Source organism: Luteococcus peritonei (assembly GCF_039526385.1).
GTDB lineage: Bacteria > Actinomycetota > Actinomycetes > Propionibacteriales > Propionibacteriaceae > Luteococcus > Luteococcus peritonei.
Genome location: NZ_BAAAIX010000013.1, coordinates 1 through 16079, shown reverse-complemented (window position 1 = coordinate 16079; position 16079 = coordinate 1). Strand labels below are relative to the sequence as shown.

14 protein-coding genes and 1 tRNA gene are annotated in these 16079 nt (G+C 70.6%); 5 read left to right on the top strand and 10 right to left on the bottom strand.

The genetic code is table 11. From position 1 onward, the window contains the following. Nucleotides 1-11 precede the first annotated feature (11 nt). A complete protein-coding gene (locus ABD073_RS05195) occupies nt 12-644 on the bottom strand; it encodes a tRNA adenosine deaminase-associated protein (RefSeq protein ID WP_343873143.1) in 633 nt (210 codons plus the stop codon). A gap of 244 nt (nt 645-888) precedes the next feature. Between ABD073_RS05195 and upp the strand changes: the two genes are divergently transcribed. Then, nucleotides 889-1530: a uracil phosphoribosyltransferase gene (gene upp, locus ABD073_RS05190; RefSeq protein ID WP_343872848.1), complete on the top strand. Its 642-nt coding sequence runs from the start codon at nt 889-891 to the stop codon at nt 1528-1530. Nucleotides 1531-1627: 97 nt separating this feature from the next. Here the strand turns inward: upp and ABD073_RS05185 are convergent, their stop codons facing one another. Beyond that, complete coding sequence (locus ABD073_RS05185; RefSeq protein WP_343872847.1) at nt 1628-3034, bottom strand: NAD(P)/FAD-dependent oxidoreductase; 1407 nt, start codon at nt 3032-3034, stop codon at nt 1628-1630. A gap of 120 nt (nt 3035-3154) precedes the next feature. On the opposite strand from ABD073_RS05185, the gene ABD073_RS05180 reads away from it, so the two are divergent. Continuing rightward, nucleotides 3155-3640: an NUDIX domain-containing protein gene (locus ABD073_RS05180; protein ID WP_343872846.1), complete on the top strand. Its 486-nt coding sequence runs from the start codon at nt 3155-3157 to the stop codon at nt 3638-3640. Nucleotides 3641-3684: 44 nt separating this feature from the next. On the opposite strand, the gene ABD073_RS05175 is transcribed toward ABD073_RS05180, so the two are convergent. Beyond that, on the bottom strand, nt 3685-4122 hold the full coding sequence (locus tag ABD073_RS05175) for a DUF3072 domain-containing protein (RefSeq protein ID WP_343872845.1): 438 nt from the start codon (nt 4120-4122) through the stop codon (nt 3685-3687). Between the two features lie 104 nt (nt 4123-4226). On the opposite strand from ABD073_RS05175, the gene ABD073_RS05170 reads away from it, so the two are divergent. After that, complete coding sequence (locus ABD073_RS05170) at nt 4227-4877, top strand: GNAT family N-acetyltransferase (RefSeq protein ID WP_343872844.1); 651 nt, start codon at nt 4227-4229, stop codon at nt 4875-4877. Between the two features lie 105 nt (nt 4878-4982). Here ABD073_RS05170 and ABD073_RS05165 read toward each other — a convergent pair whose 3' ends face one another. Together ABD073_RS05165 and ABD073_RS05160 are read right to left on the bottom strand one after the other, a co-directional pair. Further along, nucleotides 4983-5909, bottom strand: coding sequence for a 1,4-dihydroxy-2-naphthoyl-CoA synthase (locus ABD073_RS05165; protein ID WP_343872843.1), 927 nt, complete (start codon nt 5907-5909; stop codon nt 4983-4985). 37 nt (nt 5910-5946) lie between these two features. Beyond that, nucleotides 5947-6666, bottom strand: a complete 720-nt coding sequence (locus ABD073_RS05160) for a glycerophosphodiester phosphodiesterase (protein WP_343872840.1) — start codon at nt 6664-6666, stop codon at nt 5947-5949. A gap of 65 nt (nt 6667-6731) precedes the next feature. Here ABD073_RS05160 and ABD073_RS05155 point away from each other — a divergent pair, with 65 nt between their 5' ends. Next, nucleotides 6732-7811 (top strand): tocopherol cyclase family protein, encoded by a 1080-nt coding sequence (locus ABD073_RS05155; protein ID WP_343872838.1) that lies wholly within the window; start codon nt 6732-6734, stop codon nt 7809-7811. Between the two features lie 10 nt (nt 7812-7821). Here ABD073_RS05155 and ABD073_RS05150 read toward each other — a convergent pair whose 3' ends face one another. From ABD073_RS05150 to ABD073_RS05130, 5 genes are all read right to left on the bottom strand, one after another. Next, nucleotides 7822-9126, bottom strand: coding sequence for a cation:proton antiporter (locus ABD073_RS05150; RefSeq protein WP_343872837.1), 1305 nt, complete (start codon nt 9124-9126; stop codon nt 7822-7824). Between the two features lie 73 nt (nt 9127-9199). Beyond that, the gene (locus ABD073_RS05145; RefSeq protein ID WP_343872836.1) at nt 9200-9763 is read right to left on the bottom strand and encodes a hypothetical protein; all 564 of its coding nucleotides are present in this window, start codon (nt 9761-9763) and stop codon (nt 9200-9202) included. Further along, nucleotides 9760-12387 carry a PEP/pyruvate-binding domain-containing protein gene (locus ABD073_RS05140; RefSeq protein ID WP_343872835.1) on the bottom strand — a complete coding sequence of 876 codons (2628 nt, stop codon included), beginning with the start codon at nt 12385-12387 and terminating at the stop codon, nt 9760-9762. The genes ABD073_RS05145 and ABD073_RS05140 overlap by 4 nt, the downstream gene beginning before the upstream one ends. Nucleotides 12388-12435: 48 nt before the next feature. After that, complete coding sequence (locus ABD073_RS05135) at nt 12436-13014, bottom strand: Lrp/AsnC family transcriptional regulator (protein WP_343872833.1); 579 nt, start codon at nt 13012-13014, stop codon at nt 12436-12438. Between the two features lie 644 nt (nt 13015-13658). Further along, a tRNA-Arg gene (locus ABD073_RS05130) sits at nt 13659-13731 on the bottom strand. Nucleotides 13732-13951: 220 nt separating this feature from the next. On the opposite strand from ABD073_RS05130, the gene ABD073_RS05125 reads away from it, so the two are divergent. Further along, nucleotides 13952-15868, top strand: a complete 1917-nt coding sequence (locus ABD073_RS05125; protein ID WP_343873141.1) for a phosphoenolpyruvate carboxykinase (GTP) — start codon at nt 13952-13954, stop codon at nt 15866-15868. Nucleotides 15869-16079: the final 211 nt, after the last annotated feature.

The following is a 16079-nucleotide window of genomic DNA, read 5'->3' as shown; positions in this document are numbered from 1 at the left end:
GCTGGCCACCCTCAGTGCTTCTGGGCGGCGACGGCCTTGTCGAGCTGGGGCCCGAACTTCATCCGTCGCGCCAGCCGGCGCAGCAGCTCGTCGGATTCCTCGTCCAGGTCCTCGGCGATGTTCTCCATGTCGAAGGCGCTGACGCCCTGGTCGGAAAGGATCCCGGTGTCACCGATCAGCTCGGAGTCGTCGTCGGGATCGGGGATGTCCTCGTTGAGGAAGTCCGCCACGTCACGGGCGATCGGCCAGTCGTTGGCGGCCACCGAGTCGTTGAGCAGCACCTGCACATTGCGCCCGCGCACCCGCACGACCACGAAGAACTCGCCCGCGATGGAGACCAGGCCGGTGGCCCCGGCATCACCGGGGATGCGGCGCAGCTGGTCGATCAGCTCGTCCAGGTCATTCGCCAGGTCCAGCGCCATCGGCACGGCCACCGGCTCGCCGTCCTCCCGGTAGATGGCCACCACCATGTCGATCTCGTTCGGGAGCGCGTCGTCGAGGTCGTCATCATCCTCGTCGTCGTCATCGTCCTCGTCGTCATCATCGTCGTCGTCGGAGTCGTCGAGGTCCTCGTCATCATCATCGGAGTCCTCGTCGTCATCGAGGTCGTCGGACTCGTCGTCCTCGTCGTCGACCTCGTCGATCTCGAAGTCGTCGACGTCCTCGTCGAGGTAGGGAGACGGCGTCGTGTCGCCAGCCTCGAAGGGGTCCACCTCATCGTCGATCGGGCACACGATTCCTCCTTGGCCGTTGGCTGCAGTGTCATCCTCGCAGACCCGTCCAGCCTATCCAAGACCACCTCGAGCAGCACTGGAACGGCCGGGTCATCCAGCCCGCCGAGGCACCCCTGGCTGCCCCCACCACCGCGGGTGTGCCACAGTTGGGGACGTGGAACTGCGCGTACTCGACCATCCCCTGGTGACCCACAAGCTCACCCTCCTGCGGGACAAGAAGACTGACTCCCCCACCTTCCGTGCCCTGGTGGAGGAACTGGTCACCCTGCTCAGCTACGAGGCCACCCGGGAGGTGCGCGTGGACGAGGTCACGGTGCAGACCCCCGTGGCCGAGGCCAAGGGCCTGGCACTGAGCAAGCCCCAGCCGCTGGTGGTGCCCATCCTGCGCGCCGGCCTGGGCATGCTCGAGGGCATGATGCACATGATGCCGACCGCCGAGGTGGGCTTCGTGGGCATGGTGCGCAACGAGGAGACGCTGCAGCCGGTCACCTACGCCGAGCGCCTGCCGCAGGACCTGTCCGCCCGCCAGTGCTACGTGCTCGACCCGATGCTGGCCACCGGCGGTTCGCTGGGCGGCTGCGTGAAGTTCCTCGTGGACCGCGGCGCGGACCACATCACCTGCATCTGCATCCTCGCCGCCCCGGAGGGCATCGAGAACTTCCGCAAGCTGGTCGAGGACCTCGACGTGCCCTGCACCCTGGTGGTGGCCGCGGTCGACGAGAAGCTCAACGAGCACGGCTACATCGTGCCCGGCCTGGGCGACGCCGGCGACCGGCTCTACGGCCTGGCCGACTGACGCACGGCACCGCCCCGCTGAGGCGGCGGTGACGCCCGAGACGGCAACAGCCCCGGACCCCCTGCACGGGGTCCGGGGCTGTTCGCGTCCGGGGTGCTCAGAGCTCCTGAGGGCGCACCTCTCGCCGGTTCTTCTCCCCCACCCGCTGGTCCACCTGGGTGGGGTCCAGGGAGGCGGTGATGGTGGGCTTGAAGTTGTCGCCCAGCTGCTGGATCGCGAGGCGACCCACCATCTGCTGGCGCGTGGTGGTGCGCTCCGCCCGGGAGTCGGTCAGGAAGGCGATGATCCAGTGCAGCAGGGTGCTGACCTGGGCCTTGAAGCCGACGATGTAGAGCAGGTGCAGCACCAGCCAGGCCACCCAGGCCACGAAGCCGGTCAGCTCCAGCTTGCCCATCTTCACCACGGCGCCGAACTTGCTGATCACCGCCATCGAACCCTTGTCGAAGTACTTGAAGGGGGTGGTGACGGGCTTGCCGGAGACCTCGCCGGCGATCTTGCGGGCCACGTACTGGCCGGACTGGATGGCCACCTGGGCGACGCCCGGCAGCTTGTCGAGGCTCATCATGTCGCCCACCACGAAGACCTCGGGGTGGCCGGGGACGGAGCAGTCGGGCTCCACCTCGAGGCGCCCGGCGCGGTCCACCTGCGCCTCGCTCTGGTCGGCGATCATCCGGCCCAGCGGGCTGGCCTGCACGCCGGCGGCCCAGACCTTGCAGCCGGCCTCGATGCGCTCGGTGCTTCCGTCCTTGTACTTGAGCTCCAGACCGTTCGCGTCCACGTCGGTGACCATGCCGCCGAGCTTCACCTCGACGCCGATCTTCTCCAGCTGTGCCTTGGCCTTGGCACTGAGTCGCTCCCCGAAGGGAGGCAGCACGCGGTCGGCGCCGTCGAGCAGCAGCACGCGGGCCTCGCGCGGGTCGATGTTGCGGTAGTCCTTGGCGACGGTCTTGCTGGTCAGCTCACGGATCTGGCCGGCCATCTCGACGCCGGTGGGGCCGGCGCCCACGACGACATAGGTGAGCAGGCGCTTGCGCTCCTCGGCGTCCTCGGTGAGCTCGGCGACCTCGAGCGAGCCGAAGATGCGGGCGCGCAGCTCCAGCGCGTCGTCGATGCTCTTCATCCCCGGCGCGAAGACGGCGAACTGGTCGTTGCCGAAGTAGCTCTGGCCGGCGCCGGCGGCGACGATCAGGTAGTCGTACTTGATGTAGGTGACATTGCCCAGCGCCTCGGCCCGCAGCTTGCGGGTGGGCAGGTCCACGGCGGTGACCTCGCTCATCAGGACCCGGACGTTCTTCTGGTCGGCCAGGATCTCGCGGGTGGCGGGCGCGATCTCGCCGGGCGAGAGGATGCCGGTGGCCACCTGGTAGAGCAGTGGCTGGAAGAGGTGGTGGGTGGTCTTGGCGACCATCACGATGTCGACATCGGCGTCGGCCAGGGCCTTGGCCGCGAACAGCCCGCCGAAGCCGGATCCGACGATGACGACGCGAGGACGAGGCTGGTTCATGATTCTCCTTCTGGGGCCAGTGGGCGGCCCAGGGTTGATGCTAACTCTCCGGCGGCACCGCTCCACAACGGTGTCCGAACCGGCTTTTGGGCTGGCTCTCAGGTGCGGCATGCTGGGCCCGTGGCCACCCCGAACGGCAGCAGCCGGCACCCCTCTCCTCTGGTCCCCGTCTCCTGCGGCGCCATCCTGCTGGACGGGCAGGGCAAGCTGCTGGTGGTCAAGCCCAGCTACAAGTCCGGCTGGAGCATCCCGGGCGGCTCGATGCGGGCCGGTGAGAGCCCGTGGCAGTGCTGCCGTCGCGAGGTGCGGGAGGAGACCGGGCTGCCGGTGAGCCGCGGCCGGATGGTGGTGGTGGACACCCGTCCGCACAGCGACGGGCGCCAGATGGGCATGCGCCTGCTCTTCCACTGCGGCACGGTGGCAGCCGAGGATGCCGCCACCATCCGCATCAAGCGCGGCGAGATCAGCGAGTACCGCTTCGTCACCGTGCCGGAGGCGATGGAGATGCTGCGCCCCGCCATCGCCCGCCGGATGAAGGTGGGGCTGGAGACGCGCAGCTGCACCTATCTGGAGGACGGCCGACGGGTGCCCGGCATCATCGGCTGAGCCCGCGGGGTGCCCGGCACCAGCGGCGGCGCCGTGGCCCGGACTCAGTTCTGGGCGCGTCCGGTGGCCTGCTGCAGCCGGTCGATCTGCTCCGAGGCCTGGGCCTTGGTGAGGTTGCCCGGCAGCGTCTCGCCGGCCTGCTTGGCCAGGCTGTCCAGGTAGGAGCGCTGGGAGTCGGTCATCGGCTCGTCGCCGGTGGCCCACTGCTCGGGATCCTTGATCTGGCTGGAATTCTCGCCGGGAGCGCCCTGGCCGATCACCTCACCCTGGGCCCGCCCCTGGGAAGCGGCGGCCTGCTGGCCGGTGCCGGCCGGCTGCGCCGGGTCGGCCTGCTGCGGGTTCTGCTGGACCGGGGCGGGGACACCGGTGGAGGGTCGTCCGACCGCGTCGGTGCCGGGCGCGACGCCCTGGTCCGCGTCGAGGGCCTGGACGGCCTGCTGCGGGTCCACGGCGGGCTGCTCGGGCTGGATGTTCTGCGTCATGGCGCCACCCTAGGCAGCCTCGACGCGTCAGACATCGCCCCACAGGGTGGTTTGTCCGTGGAAAAGCAGTGGCACCAACGCTTCCGGGACGATGGGATGGGCCGATGGAGACGCTGGAACAGATCTACCCGCCCTTCGGGCTGCACCTCGGCTGCGGGCCGCTGGAGCTGCGCCACGTGCGCGAGGCGGACGTGCCCGCCATCGTCGAGCTGATCCGCTCGGGCATCTACGAGCCGGCCGAGCTGCCCTTCCTGAACCGGTGGGCCGAGCTGGAGGGCGAACGCCTGGCCCGCAACACCCTGCAGTTCTACTACGACTGCTTCGCCTCCAGCCGCGCCGAGGCCTGGCACCTGGTGCTGGCGGTGCGCCACGAGGGGAGGCTGGTGGGCGTGCAGGACATGAGCGCCAAGGACTTCGCCGTGGTGCGCTCCATCGAGACCGGCTCCTGGTTGGCCCGAGAGCACCAGGGGCGGGGCATCGGGCGGCTGATGCGCCAGGCGGTCTGCGCCTTCGGCTTCGACGTGCTGGGCGCGGTGGAGATGACCTCGGGCTACTTCGAGGGCAACCGGCGCTCGCAGGGGGTCAGCCGGGCGGTGGGCTACCGACCCAATGGCAGCCGTCGCAGCCTCCACCCCGACGGCGACGTGGCCCGCGTGGAGCACCGGGTGGTGCTCCACCCCGAGGACCTCGTGCGCCCGCCCCATCCGGTCGAGGTCAGCGGCGAGGGAGCGCTGCTGCGCTTCCTGGGGCTGTGAGGACCCCCGCCGCGAACAGTGTCACGGTTTGGTGGGCGAGTACCCCCACCAAACCGTGACATTGTTGCGCCACCCGCCCTCGTCGGGCCGCAGCGGAAGGTCGGCTCAGTAGTAGTAGGGGAAGTCGGACCAGTCGGGATCGCGCTTCTGCAGGAAGGAGTCGCGGCCCTCGACGGCCTCGTCGGTCATGTAGGCCAGGCGAGTGGTCTCGCCGGCGAAGACCTGCTGGCCGATCAGCCCGTCGTCGATGGCATTGAAGGCGTACTTCAGCATGCGCTGGGCGGTGGGCGACTTGCCGCAGATCAGCCGGGCCCACTCCAGGCCCTCGTCCTCCAGCTGCGCGTGCGGCACCACCTTGTTGACGGTGCCCATCTCGTAGGCGCGCTGGGCATCGTAGGTCTGGCCCAGGAAGAAGATCTCGCGGGCCACCTTCTGCCCCACCTGGCGGGCCAGGTAGGCCGAGCCGAAGCCCGCGTCGAAGGAGCCGACGTCGGCATCGGTCTGCTTGAACTTCGCGTGCTCGGCGCTGGCCAGGGTCATGTCGCAGACCACGTGCAGCGAGTGACCACCGCCGGCCGCCCAGCCGTTGACCAGGGCGATCACGGGCTTGGGCATGAAACGGATCAGGCGCTGCACCTCGAGGATGTGCAGCCGGCCCAGCTTGGCCTGGTCGATCGGCGACGGCTTCGCGGACCCGTCGTTGGCCGCGGCACCGGCGTCGGACTCGGCCATGTAACCGGCCTTGCCGCGGATCCGCTGGTCGCCGCCGGAGCAGAAGGCCCAGCCGCCGTCCTTGGCGCTGGGGCCGTTGCCGGTGAGGAGCACGCAGCCGACATCCGCGCTGGTGCGGGCATGCTCCAGCGCGGTGTACAGCTCGTCGACGGTGTGCGGCCGGAAGGCATTGCGCACCTCGGGCCGGTTGATGGCCACGCGGACGGCGGGCACCTGCTTGGCGCGATGGTAGGTGATGTCGGTGAAGCCGAAGCCGGGGACCTCGTCCCACAGCTCGGGCTTGAAGGGGTTGTCGACCATGGGGACAACCTATCCACCCGCCCCTGCCCGCTGCGGCTCAGCCCCGCAGCTCCAGCGCCCGCTCCACGTGGTTCGTGATCACCGCGTCGACGCCCAGCGAGAACATCGCGCGCAGGTCCTCGGGCGCGTCGACGGTCCACGGGTGCACCCGCAGCCCGGCCTCGTGGATCCGGTCCACCAGCCCCGGCTCGTGCAGCGTGCGGTGGTGGGGATGGAGGGCCTGGGCGCCGAAGTCGGCGGCATAGCGCTCCGGACGCCACAGCGTGGTCTCGTGGAGCAGACCGATGGGGTGTCCCAGCGCGGCGTCGCGGGTGGCGGCCAGGGCCACGTGGTTGAAGGAGCTGAGCCAGACCCTGCCGGTCATGCCCGCGGCCCGCACCGCGGCGTCGACCTGCAGGTCCAGGCCCGGGTAGCGCTCCACGGAGTCCTTCAGCTCGACGTTGAGCACCAGGCCGGAGGGGGCCAGCAGCTCCAGCACCTGTTCCAGCAGGGGCAACCGCTCCCCCGTGAAGCGCTCGTCCCCGCCGCTGGCATCCAGCCTGCTGAGCTCCGGCCATTCCAGCTGCACCACGCGCCCGCTGCCGTTGGTGGTTCGGTCCACCGTCTCGTCGTGGATCACCACCAGTTGCCCGTCGGCGCTGCGCTGCACGTCGATCTCCACGCCGTCGGCCCCCAGCTCGACGGCACGTGTGATCGCGGCCAGCGTGTTCTCCGGCGCCTGGTTGCTGGCGCCCCGGTGGGCCCAGATGCTCGTCATCGTCCATTCCTGTCCCGCCGCGACGGGGGGTGCCGTGGCGCTGGCGCCAACCCTAGGCTGGCCAGGTGAACACCTGGAGCACCCTGGGCGACCACCTGCGACGCCGCTACCGCGCCAGCGGCGCCGAGCTGCCCGGCGGGGACCTGGTGGGTGCCCGCGGGGTGAGCATGGACGGCTGGTTCTGGCGGATCACCGACCCCGGCACCGGACGCGTGGTCTTCGCCCTGGCCGGCCTGTGCACGCCACAGCGGGGTGCGCCGTGGGGGATCGTCGGGATGGGTGCCGACCCGGCGACGGCCCTGGCCACGGCCCGGCTCGACCGGGTGCACGCCGGCCCCGGGATGGACCTGGACCTCTTCGGCGAACAGGGCCACTTCCGCGCCAGCCGTCACCACCTCGACGTGCGGATCGGCGAGGCCCGGCTGCGGGTGGACCTGTCCGACCAGGTGGACTGGCAGGGACGGCTGGGCGGCTCCAGCCTCTTCCAGCTGGTGCCGCGGCTGAACCAGTACTGGCACCCGTGGCTACTGGGCGGCCGGGTGGACGGCAGCTTCACCGCTCCCGGCGTCGACTGGCGGTTCGAGGGCTCGCAGCTCTATGCGGAGAAGAACTGGGGCCGGGGCGGTTTCCCGGTGCACTGGTGGTGGGGCCAGGCGCAGGGCTTCGACGAGCCGAGCGCCTGCCTGGCCTTCGCCGGCGGCACCATCCACCTGGGTCGGCCGGGGCGTGATGCGCGGCTCACCACCGAGGTGACAGCCCTGGTGCTGCGCACCCCCGACGGCGAACAGGTGCGGCTGGGCAATCCCGGCACCAGCCCGGTGACGGCGCAGGTGGCCGACGGACACTGGCGGCTGCGCGGCCGCAGCCGTCGCTGGCAGCTGGAGGTGGACGCGTACTGCCCGCTGGCCGAGGCCTTCGTGCTGCCGGTGCCGCTGGTGGAGCAGGGCCGCCTGGCACCCGGTGCCCTCGAGGCCCAGCTCGGCGAGCTGCAGGTGACCGCCCGTCGCGACGGCAGGCTCCACTGGCAGGCCACCACCCGGATGGCCGCGCTGGAGTCCGGTGGCCGCGAGGCCGCCGAGGCCGAGCTGGCCCGACGCGGCGGTGACGCCCGCCCGCAGCGACCGGGACGGACCCTCCACGGCTGAGGGCCTGAGGTCATCCGGTGACGACGCGGTTGCGTCGCTCGAGCCAGTCCATCGCCAGCCCGGACAGGGCCCCGTGCACCAGCACCGAGAGCACGATGGTGAAGGCCGCGGTGGTCCACAGCGACTCCATGCCCTCGAAGCTGGCCTGCCCGGTGGCATAGGCCAGGTAGTAGATGGTGCCGATCCCGCGCACGCCGAAGAAGGCCGTCACCGCCATGTCGCGGCGGTTCAGACGACGTCCGGCCGAGCGCTCGCGCCGGCTGCGCACCACCAGCGAGAGCCAACCGGCCAGCGGACGGATCACGAAGACCAGCAGCAGCCCCACGGCCACCCCCGACCAGCTCAGGTGGACCAGCCCACCGCTGGTGGGGGCCAGGCCGATCAGCAGCAGCATCAGCAGGGTGAGCAGCCGCTCCAGACGCTCCGTCACCTCGTGCATGGCCTGGTGGTGGGCATGGTCGGGTTCCATCCAGCGCATCGTCACCGCGGCGCAGAAGACCGCCAGGAAGCCGTAGCCGTGCACCAGCTCCGCGGCACCGTAGGACAGCGCCAGGCAGGCCAGCGCCAGCAGCGGTTCGCCGGTGAGCACCCGTCGCAGCTCACGACGCGGGGGCCGGAAGGCCAGCCGACCCAGCAGCCAGCCGACGGCCACACCCGCACCGACGCCCAGCGCCACCCGGGCCAGCAGGTCCCACCACAGCCAGTGCCAGGCCCAGCTCCCGAAGGCCCCCGCACCGGCCCAGGCGATCGCCGCGTAGACGAAGGGGAAGGCCAGGCCGTCGTTCATGCCCGCCTCCGCGGTGAGGCCGAAGCGCACCTCGTGCTCCTCGTCCAGCTCCTCGGCACCGACGCCGGCCGTCGGCCCCTCCACCTGCACGTCGCTGGCCAGCACCGGGTCGGTGGGCGCCAGCGCCGCACCCAGCAGCAGCGCGCTGGCCGGGGCCAGGCCCATCAGTCCCCAGCCCGCCAGGGCCACTCCGGCGATGGTCAACGGCATCGCCACCAGCAGCAGCCGCCAGGAGGCCGACCAGTCGCGCCAGGTGTGCCAGCGTCGCAGGCTGATCGGGCGGTCCAGGGCCAGCCCGACGCCCATCAGGGCCACCAGCACGCACAGCTCGGTGAGGTGCTCGACGACGGCGCGATGGGCCATCGGGTCCACCCAGTCGTCGGGCACCGGCGTCAGGCCGAGCAGGACGCCGAAGAGCACCAGCACCATGGGCGCCGACATCGGCAGCCGACGCAGCGCGGCAGGTAGCAGGGAGGCCAGCAGAAGGGCGAATCCCACCACCAGGTAGGTCAGGTCGGGCACGTTCACTGTGTCTTCCTACAGCACGCGGCCACCCGCCCCCGACCAGGTCCGCAGCAGGCCACCCCCAGGGGTGGGGGGGTCAGTCCTGCTTGATGGATCCGGTGAAGCCGTCGACCGTCATGGTGGTGAGCAGGTTGTGCCAGGTCTCCTCCTGGAGCTTGCCGCGCGGGCAGCCGTAGACCAGCTGGAAGCCCTGCAGCGAGTCATTGCTCATCCGGCCGGCGGCGCGCAGGTCCAGCGCCGACGAGCTGCCCTCCATGGCCAGCGCGGGCACCGGACCGGGCCTGCCGGCCACGGCCAGCCCCTCGGTCTTGAACTGCGTCACCCCGGAGGCCTCCATCACGGCACCCAGCATGTTGTAGGTGGCATCGGTGTCCTGGGTGCCGTCCCCCTTGGGCAGCAGCAGGCGCACCGCGCGCAGCTCGCAGCCGTCGGAGCCGGTGAACAGCTTGATGTCGTAGCGCATGCCGCCGCTGGGGCTGGAGGCGGGCACGGTCACCTCCTTCATCCCGGCGGGCACGGTGTAGCCGAGCTCCACCTGGCCGGGCCCGCTCGGCGTCGGCTCGGTCTGCTCCGGCTCGTCGGAGCACCCGGACAGGAGCACGATCACCAGCACGGCCAGCGCCGCGGCACCGCGCCTCACATCACCCTCCGGGCAATCATGGCGGCCGCGGCCGCCGCCGCGCCGATCGCGAACTTGTACGGCACCTTCGGCCGGAACCCGGTCTCGATGGGTTGCTCACCCTGCGGCAGGGTCACGGTGCCCCGGTCACCGTCGACGGTGACCAGCATCCCGTCACGCAGCCGCCGGGTGGCGATACCGGTGCCCAGCACGGCAGGGATCCCGTACTCGCGCGCCACGATGGAGCTGTGCGAGAGCGGGCCGCCCACGTCGGTGACCACGGCGGCAGCCATCGCGAACAGCGGGGTCCAGGCGGGGGTCGTGATGGGGCTGACCAGCACGTCGCCGGGCTCCATCCGCTCGAAGTCCTCCGGGCCGCGCAGCAGGCGCACCGGGCCGGTGATCCGGCCCTGGCTGGCGCCGAGCCCCCGGATCACGGGGCCGGCCTGCTGGTCCTGCATGGCGGGCATGAAACGGTGGAACATCCGGTACCAGGCATTGCGGGGCAGCAGCTGGGGCGGGGTGGCGGCACGCTGGCCACGCCAGGTGGCGCGTCGGGCGGCGATGTCGGCGGCGCGGCTGGGCTGGTCGCCCTCGAAGCGGTCCAGGCGCCCCACCAGGTCGGTGAGCTCGTCGAGGTGCAGCCAGTAGACCTCCTCGGAGTCCTGCAGGGTGCCGACGTCGACCAGCCGCCGGCCCAGCTCGGCGAGCATCCGGCGCATCACCGGCCAGGCCAGACCCACGTCGGCCAGCGCGTCCTCGCGCAGCGGCGCCAGGTGCTGGGCCTTGTCCAGCAGGGGCTTGAGGATGGCCTTGCGGGCCGGGTCCAGCCGGTCGATCACCCCGGCCTCGGCCTGCCGCCGCGCCTCGGCCTGCCGCGCCAGCCTGGCCTGCGGATCCTCGCCGTGGCCCGACAGGTACCAGCGCAGCGTCTCCAGCAGCGGCGCCGGGTCGTCGGCCGGCACCGGCACCATGAAGTCGAGGTTGTAGACGGTGTGGCCGTAACGCTCCAGGTGCGCCTCGAGCCGGTGTCCGAACTCCTCGGCTCCGGGCAGGCCGTCGAGCTGGCCCAGCGGGCGGCCCTGGCGCAGGGCGTCGGCGAGCTGCTGCTGGCCGCGGGTCCACTGCGCCAGCGCCCACAGCGAGCTCTCGGCCTGGATCGGGCGCGACTCGAAGCCCAGCAGGAAGACCTCGGCGGGCGGGTCGTCGGCATGGCGGGCGCCGGTGGAGTAGAGCTTCACGAAGGGGATCTCCGCGCTGGCGGCCAGCGGGATCAGCGCCTGCACGCTGGAGTAGTAGCGGCAACCCGCGTCGAGCAGCTCCTGCACGCCGTCGAGCAGTTCCTGGCTGGACAGGTGGTCCAGCGTGTTCGACTCCCACTCGTGCACCAGCGCGGCGTAGTGCGGATGCGCCTGGTTCCACAGCTTCTCGCCGTTGTACTCGCTGCGCCCGGCCACCGCGGCGATCGCCTGCGGGCTCTTCTTGAGCAGTCGCAGCATTCCCTCGCGGCTGTAGCGGTAGTAGGCATAGCCGTTGATGGTGGGCAGGTCCATGTCGCCCGGCTGCAGCGTGGTGTCGTCGAAGTAGGTGGCCAGCACCTCCCGCAGCGACTCGGCGACGGCGGGACGCACCATGTCCGCGAAGAGCGGCGAGAGCGGGTCCGGCATCTGCTCGACGATGGAGGCGCGCACGTACATCGCCTTCTCGTCGTCGACCGGCCAGTCCTCGGGGACCGGGCCGACCTCGCCGGCCAGCACGGTCACCGGGCGTGACTGCACCAGCACGAAGACGCCGTCGGTGCGCACCCACTCGATGTCCTGCGGGCACCCGAAGTGCCCTTCCACGCGACGCCCCAGCTCGGCCAGCTCGACGGCAGCAGAGTCGTCCAGCACCCCCTCACGGCGCCGGGCCCGGGGCAGCTGCTGGCTGGTGACGCCCTGCCCCTCGGCCACCACGCTCTGGGAGTGCTTGTCCGCCGTCTCGCGCTGCACCACCTCGCGCTCGCGCACCACCAGGGTGTCTGCAGCGCCGCCCTGGACCACGCTCTCCCCCAGCCCGAAGGCGGCCTGGATCACCACCTCGTCAGGGCTTCCCGTGGTGGGGCTGGCGGTGAACATCACGCCGGAGGCCTCGGCCGGGACCAGCTTCTGCACCACCACGGCCAGCGCGACGGGGCTCTCGGCCAGGCCGTGGCGGGCACGGTAGGCCACCGCGCGCCGGGTCCACAGCGAGGCGAAACAGGCCCGCACCGCATCGCAGACCTGCTCGGCGCCGTGCACATTGAGGAAGCTGTCCTGCTGCCCGGCGAAGCTGGCCTGGGGCAGGTCCTCGGCGGTTCCGGAGCTGCGCACGGCCACCGGCCCGCCGCCCAGCTGCTGCCAGGCCTGCTGCACCTGGGCGGCCAGGTCGGCCGGCAACGGCGCGCTGAACAGGGCGCGTGCGGCCTCGTCGTCACCGGCCGCGACGGCGCGCGCGAGCGGTTCGTCCAGCTCGTGGGCATCGAGGTAGTCGCGGTAGGCGCGGGTGGTGACCACGAAGCCGTTGGGCACTGGGAAACCGGCCCGCAGCAGCTCGGACAGGTTGGCGCCCTTGCCTCCCAGCAGGGCTGCCTCGGCGGCCTGGTCCAGCCAGATGATGGTGCTCATGGGGCCACTTCCTCGCTCGGGGCGTCGCCGCGACGCCCGCCCACAAGTCTAGGTGCGGGTGGGCCCCGAACCGCGGCGACGCGGTGCCGGATTGCGTGCCGAACCTCCCGTTGCCGCCTGGCGGGCGGAGGAGCGGCGCGCCGGTGCGCCCCGCCCCGCAGCGGGCTGGTCGGCCTCCAGCAAGGGCCGCACCCGGTAGGGCACCACCTCGCGCAGGAAGACGCTGGTGGAGGTGCGCAGGATGCCCGGGCACAGCCGGATCTCCTCGCTGACCCGGTAGAGGTCGTCGGGATCGCGCGCCACGACGCGGCAGAGCAGGTCGGTGCCGCCGGCCGGCGCGAAGCACTCCAGCACCTCGGGGATGCGACGCAGTGCCTCGACGGCCCGCTCCAGCTGGTGCTGGTCGAGTTCGGCGGAGACGGTGGCCGCCAGCCCGCAGCCCAGGGCGGCGGGCTGGATCCGGGTGGAGGCCAGCCGCAGGATGCCGTGCTCGCGATAGCGCTCCAGCCGGGCCTGCACCGTGCCGCGGGCCAGGCCGGTCTTCTGGGCCAGCAGCAGCACGGGCATGCGGGGGTCCTCGTCGAGCACCGCGAGGATGCGACGGTCGGTCTCGTCGAGCTGGTACATCAGTCCTCCTGACCACTGCGACTACAGGATGTGACCAGTCTGTCGCAGGTCTTGGGCCTGATTCTGCGCAATGTGACCAATTTCTTTGCCGGTTGTTGCCCAGATTGCCCTCGCGGAGCGAGATTGGTGCCACCGCACGGGCCCACGAGGCCAGGCGGATCGACATCCGGACGGCGCTCACGAGGCGCCCAGGGACAGGGATGGTGCCAGTACCCGGCAACCCGCGTCAGACAGGCCGTGCCCCCAGCAGAGGCCCACTCCCCCGTGGGCTCCCGCTGGGGGCACGCTGCGTCCGTCGACGAGGGACATCCGGGACCCCGGGCAGCACCAGGTCGACTGGCTGCGCCCCGGCAGCCACGTCGCGCCCCAAGCGCAACGTCGCGCCCCGGATGCAGCGTCGCGCGTGTAGTGCCGGCGCAACGTCCTTCCCGGGGCGCGAGGTGAAGAACAAGCCGCGGGATGGGAGGACAAGGAGGGACGCAGCGGCGCGCGGGTAGCCGTCGAGGCACCAGCCGGCCTCCGAGGAGCAGCGGGTCGAGGGGTGATCCCTGGCGTCCCGTGATGCGGAACGGGTCCTGTGATATTTCCCACAACACAGAACAGGAGGCCCGCAGCTTGCGCTGCGAGCCTCCTGCATCCTGTTGCGCACTCGGAGGGACTCGAACCCCCAACCTTCTGATCCGTAGTCAGATGCTCTATCCATTGAGCCACGAGTGCAGTGCCTTGCGGGCGAGTAGTAACTCTACCCCCGCCCCGCCGGGGACACAAATCGAGCCCAGCGACGCCGCCGACCGACCCCGGGCGCCCGAGTGGACATGAATTCCACCGATGGGCAATGATACAACCCATCCCGGTGGTCTTATTTGGAACCAGTTGAACTACTGGTCTGATGCGCCACCAAGTACACCGAAGTACAAGGAGAGCACCAGACGTGAGCATGTATCCCGGAGTGAACCCCGACGCCGTCGTCTACCAGGAGGACGGCGAGCGCGAGACGTTCGATCGCAAGGACGTCAAGGACATCCCCGTCCATGGAGAGGTCCCCAAGCTGCAGTCCATCGTCGACTGGGTGAACGAGACCGCTGCCCTCACCCAGCCCGAGGCCATCCGTTACTGCGACGGCTCCGACGCCGAGTGGAACGAGCTCGTCGACCTGCTGGAGAAGGGCGGCACCGTGGTCCGCCTGAACGACTCCGAGATGCCGAACTCGATCTACGCCCGCACGGACCCCGACGACGTGGCCCGCGTGGAGGACCAGACCTTCATCTGCTCCGCCAAGGAGGAGGACGCCGGTCCCACCAACAACTGGATGCACCCCGACGAGATGAAGCAGATCATGGTCGGGCTGTACGACGGCTGCATGCGCGGTCGCACCATGTACGTCATGCCCTTCTGCATGGGCCCGCTGGACGCCGAGGACCCCAAGTTCGGCGTCGAGATCTCCGACAGCGCCTACGTCGTGCTGAGCATGGAGGTCATGACCCGCATGGGCAAGGCCGCCCTGGACGAGATGACCAAGCGCGAGGCCAAGTTCGTCCCCTGCCTGCACTCGGTGGGCATGCCGCTGCGCCCCGGCCAGAAGGATGTCGCCTGGCCGTGCAGCGACATCAAGTACATCGTCCACTTCCCCGAGGAGCGCACCATCTGGAGCTACGGCTCCGGCTACGGCGGCAACTCCCTGCTGGGCAAGAAGTGCTACGCCCTGCGCATCGCCTCGGTGATGGGTCGTGACGAGGGCTGGATGGCCGAGCACATGCTGATCCTCAAGCTCACCAGCCCCGAGGGCAAGAGCTACCACATCGCCGCCGCCTTCCCGAGCGCCTGCGGCAAGACCAACCTGGCCATGCTGGACCCGACCATCCCCGGCTGGAAGGTCGAGACCCTGGGCGACGACATCGCCTGGATGCGCTTCGGCCAGGACGGCCGGCTCTACGCCATCAACCCGGAGAACGGCTTCTTCGGCGTGGCGCCCGGCACCGGTTCGGCCACCAACCCGAACGCGATGCGCACCATCGAGAAGGGCAACAACATCTTCACCAACGTGGCCCTCACCGACCACGGCGGCGTCTGGTGGGAGGGCATGACCACCGTCAAGCCCCCGCACCTCACCGACTGGAAGGGCCGCTCCTGGACCCCGGAGAACGGCCCGGAGGGTGGCCGTCCTGACGAGAAGGCCGCGCACCCGAACAGCCGCTTCTGCACCCCGATCGAGCAGTGCCCGATCCTGTCCGAGGACTTCAACAACCCCAACGGCGTCCCGATCGACATCATCATCTTCGGTGGCCGTCGCGAGAACACCATCCCGCTGGTGACCCAGTCGCGCGACTGGAAGCACGGCGTCTACATGGGTGCCACCTGTTCCTCGGAGACCACCGCGGCCGCCAAGGGCGCCGTGGGCGTGCTGCGCCGCGACCCCATGGCCATGCTGCCCTTCCTGGGCTACCACGTCGGTGACTACCTGCAGCACTGGCTGGACATGGGCGACAAGACCGAGGCGGACAAGCTGCCCAAGGTCTTCTACACCAACTGGTTCCGCAAGGGTGCCGACGGCAAGTTCCTGTGGCCCGGCTTCGGCGAGAACAGCCGTGTCCTGAAGTGGATGATCGACCGCCTCGAGGGCAAGGTCGAGGGCCAGGAGACCCCGGTGGGCATCGTCCCCGGCAAGGGCGAGCTGGACATCGACGGCCTGGGCATCGGCGAGGACGTCGTCGAGGAGTGCACCCGCTACGTGCCGCACGAGTGGGCCGACGAGCTGCCCCGCCTGGAGAACTGGCTGGAGAGCTTCGGTCACAAGCTGCCCCAGGAGATCGCCGACGAGCTGGACATCGTCCGCGAGGCCGTCAAGAAGGCCTGATCCGAGCAGTCGCACGACGGCCCGGCACCCGATGGGGTGCCGGGCCGTCGGCTGTTGTGGCCCTGTTCCGGTGGTACGAGCGTCCAACCCTGAGATCCGCGCCCTCGATCCCGGATCCGGGGGTGGCTTCAGGGGGTCAGTGCAACACCGATGATGTCTTGGAGTGTTTCAGCTGGGGTGCGGTAGTCCAAGACCTTGCGGGGTCTGGTGT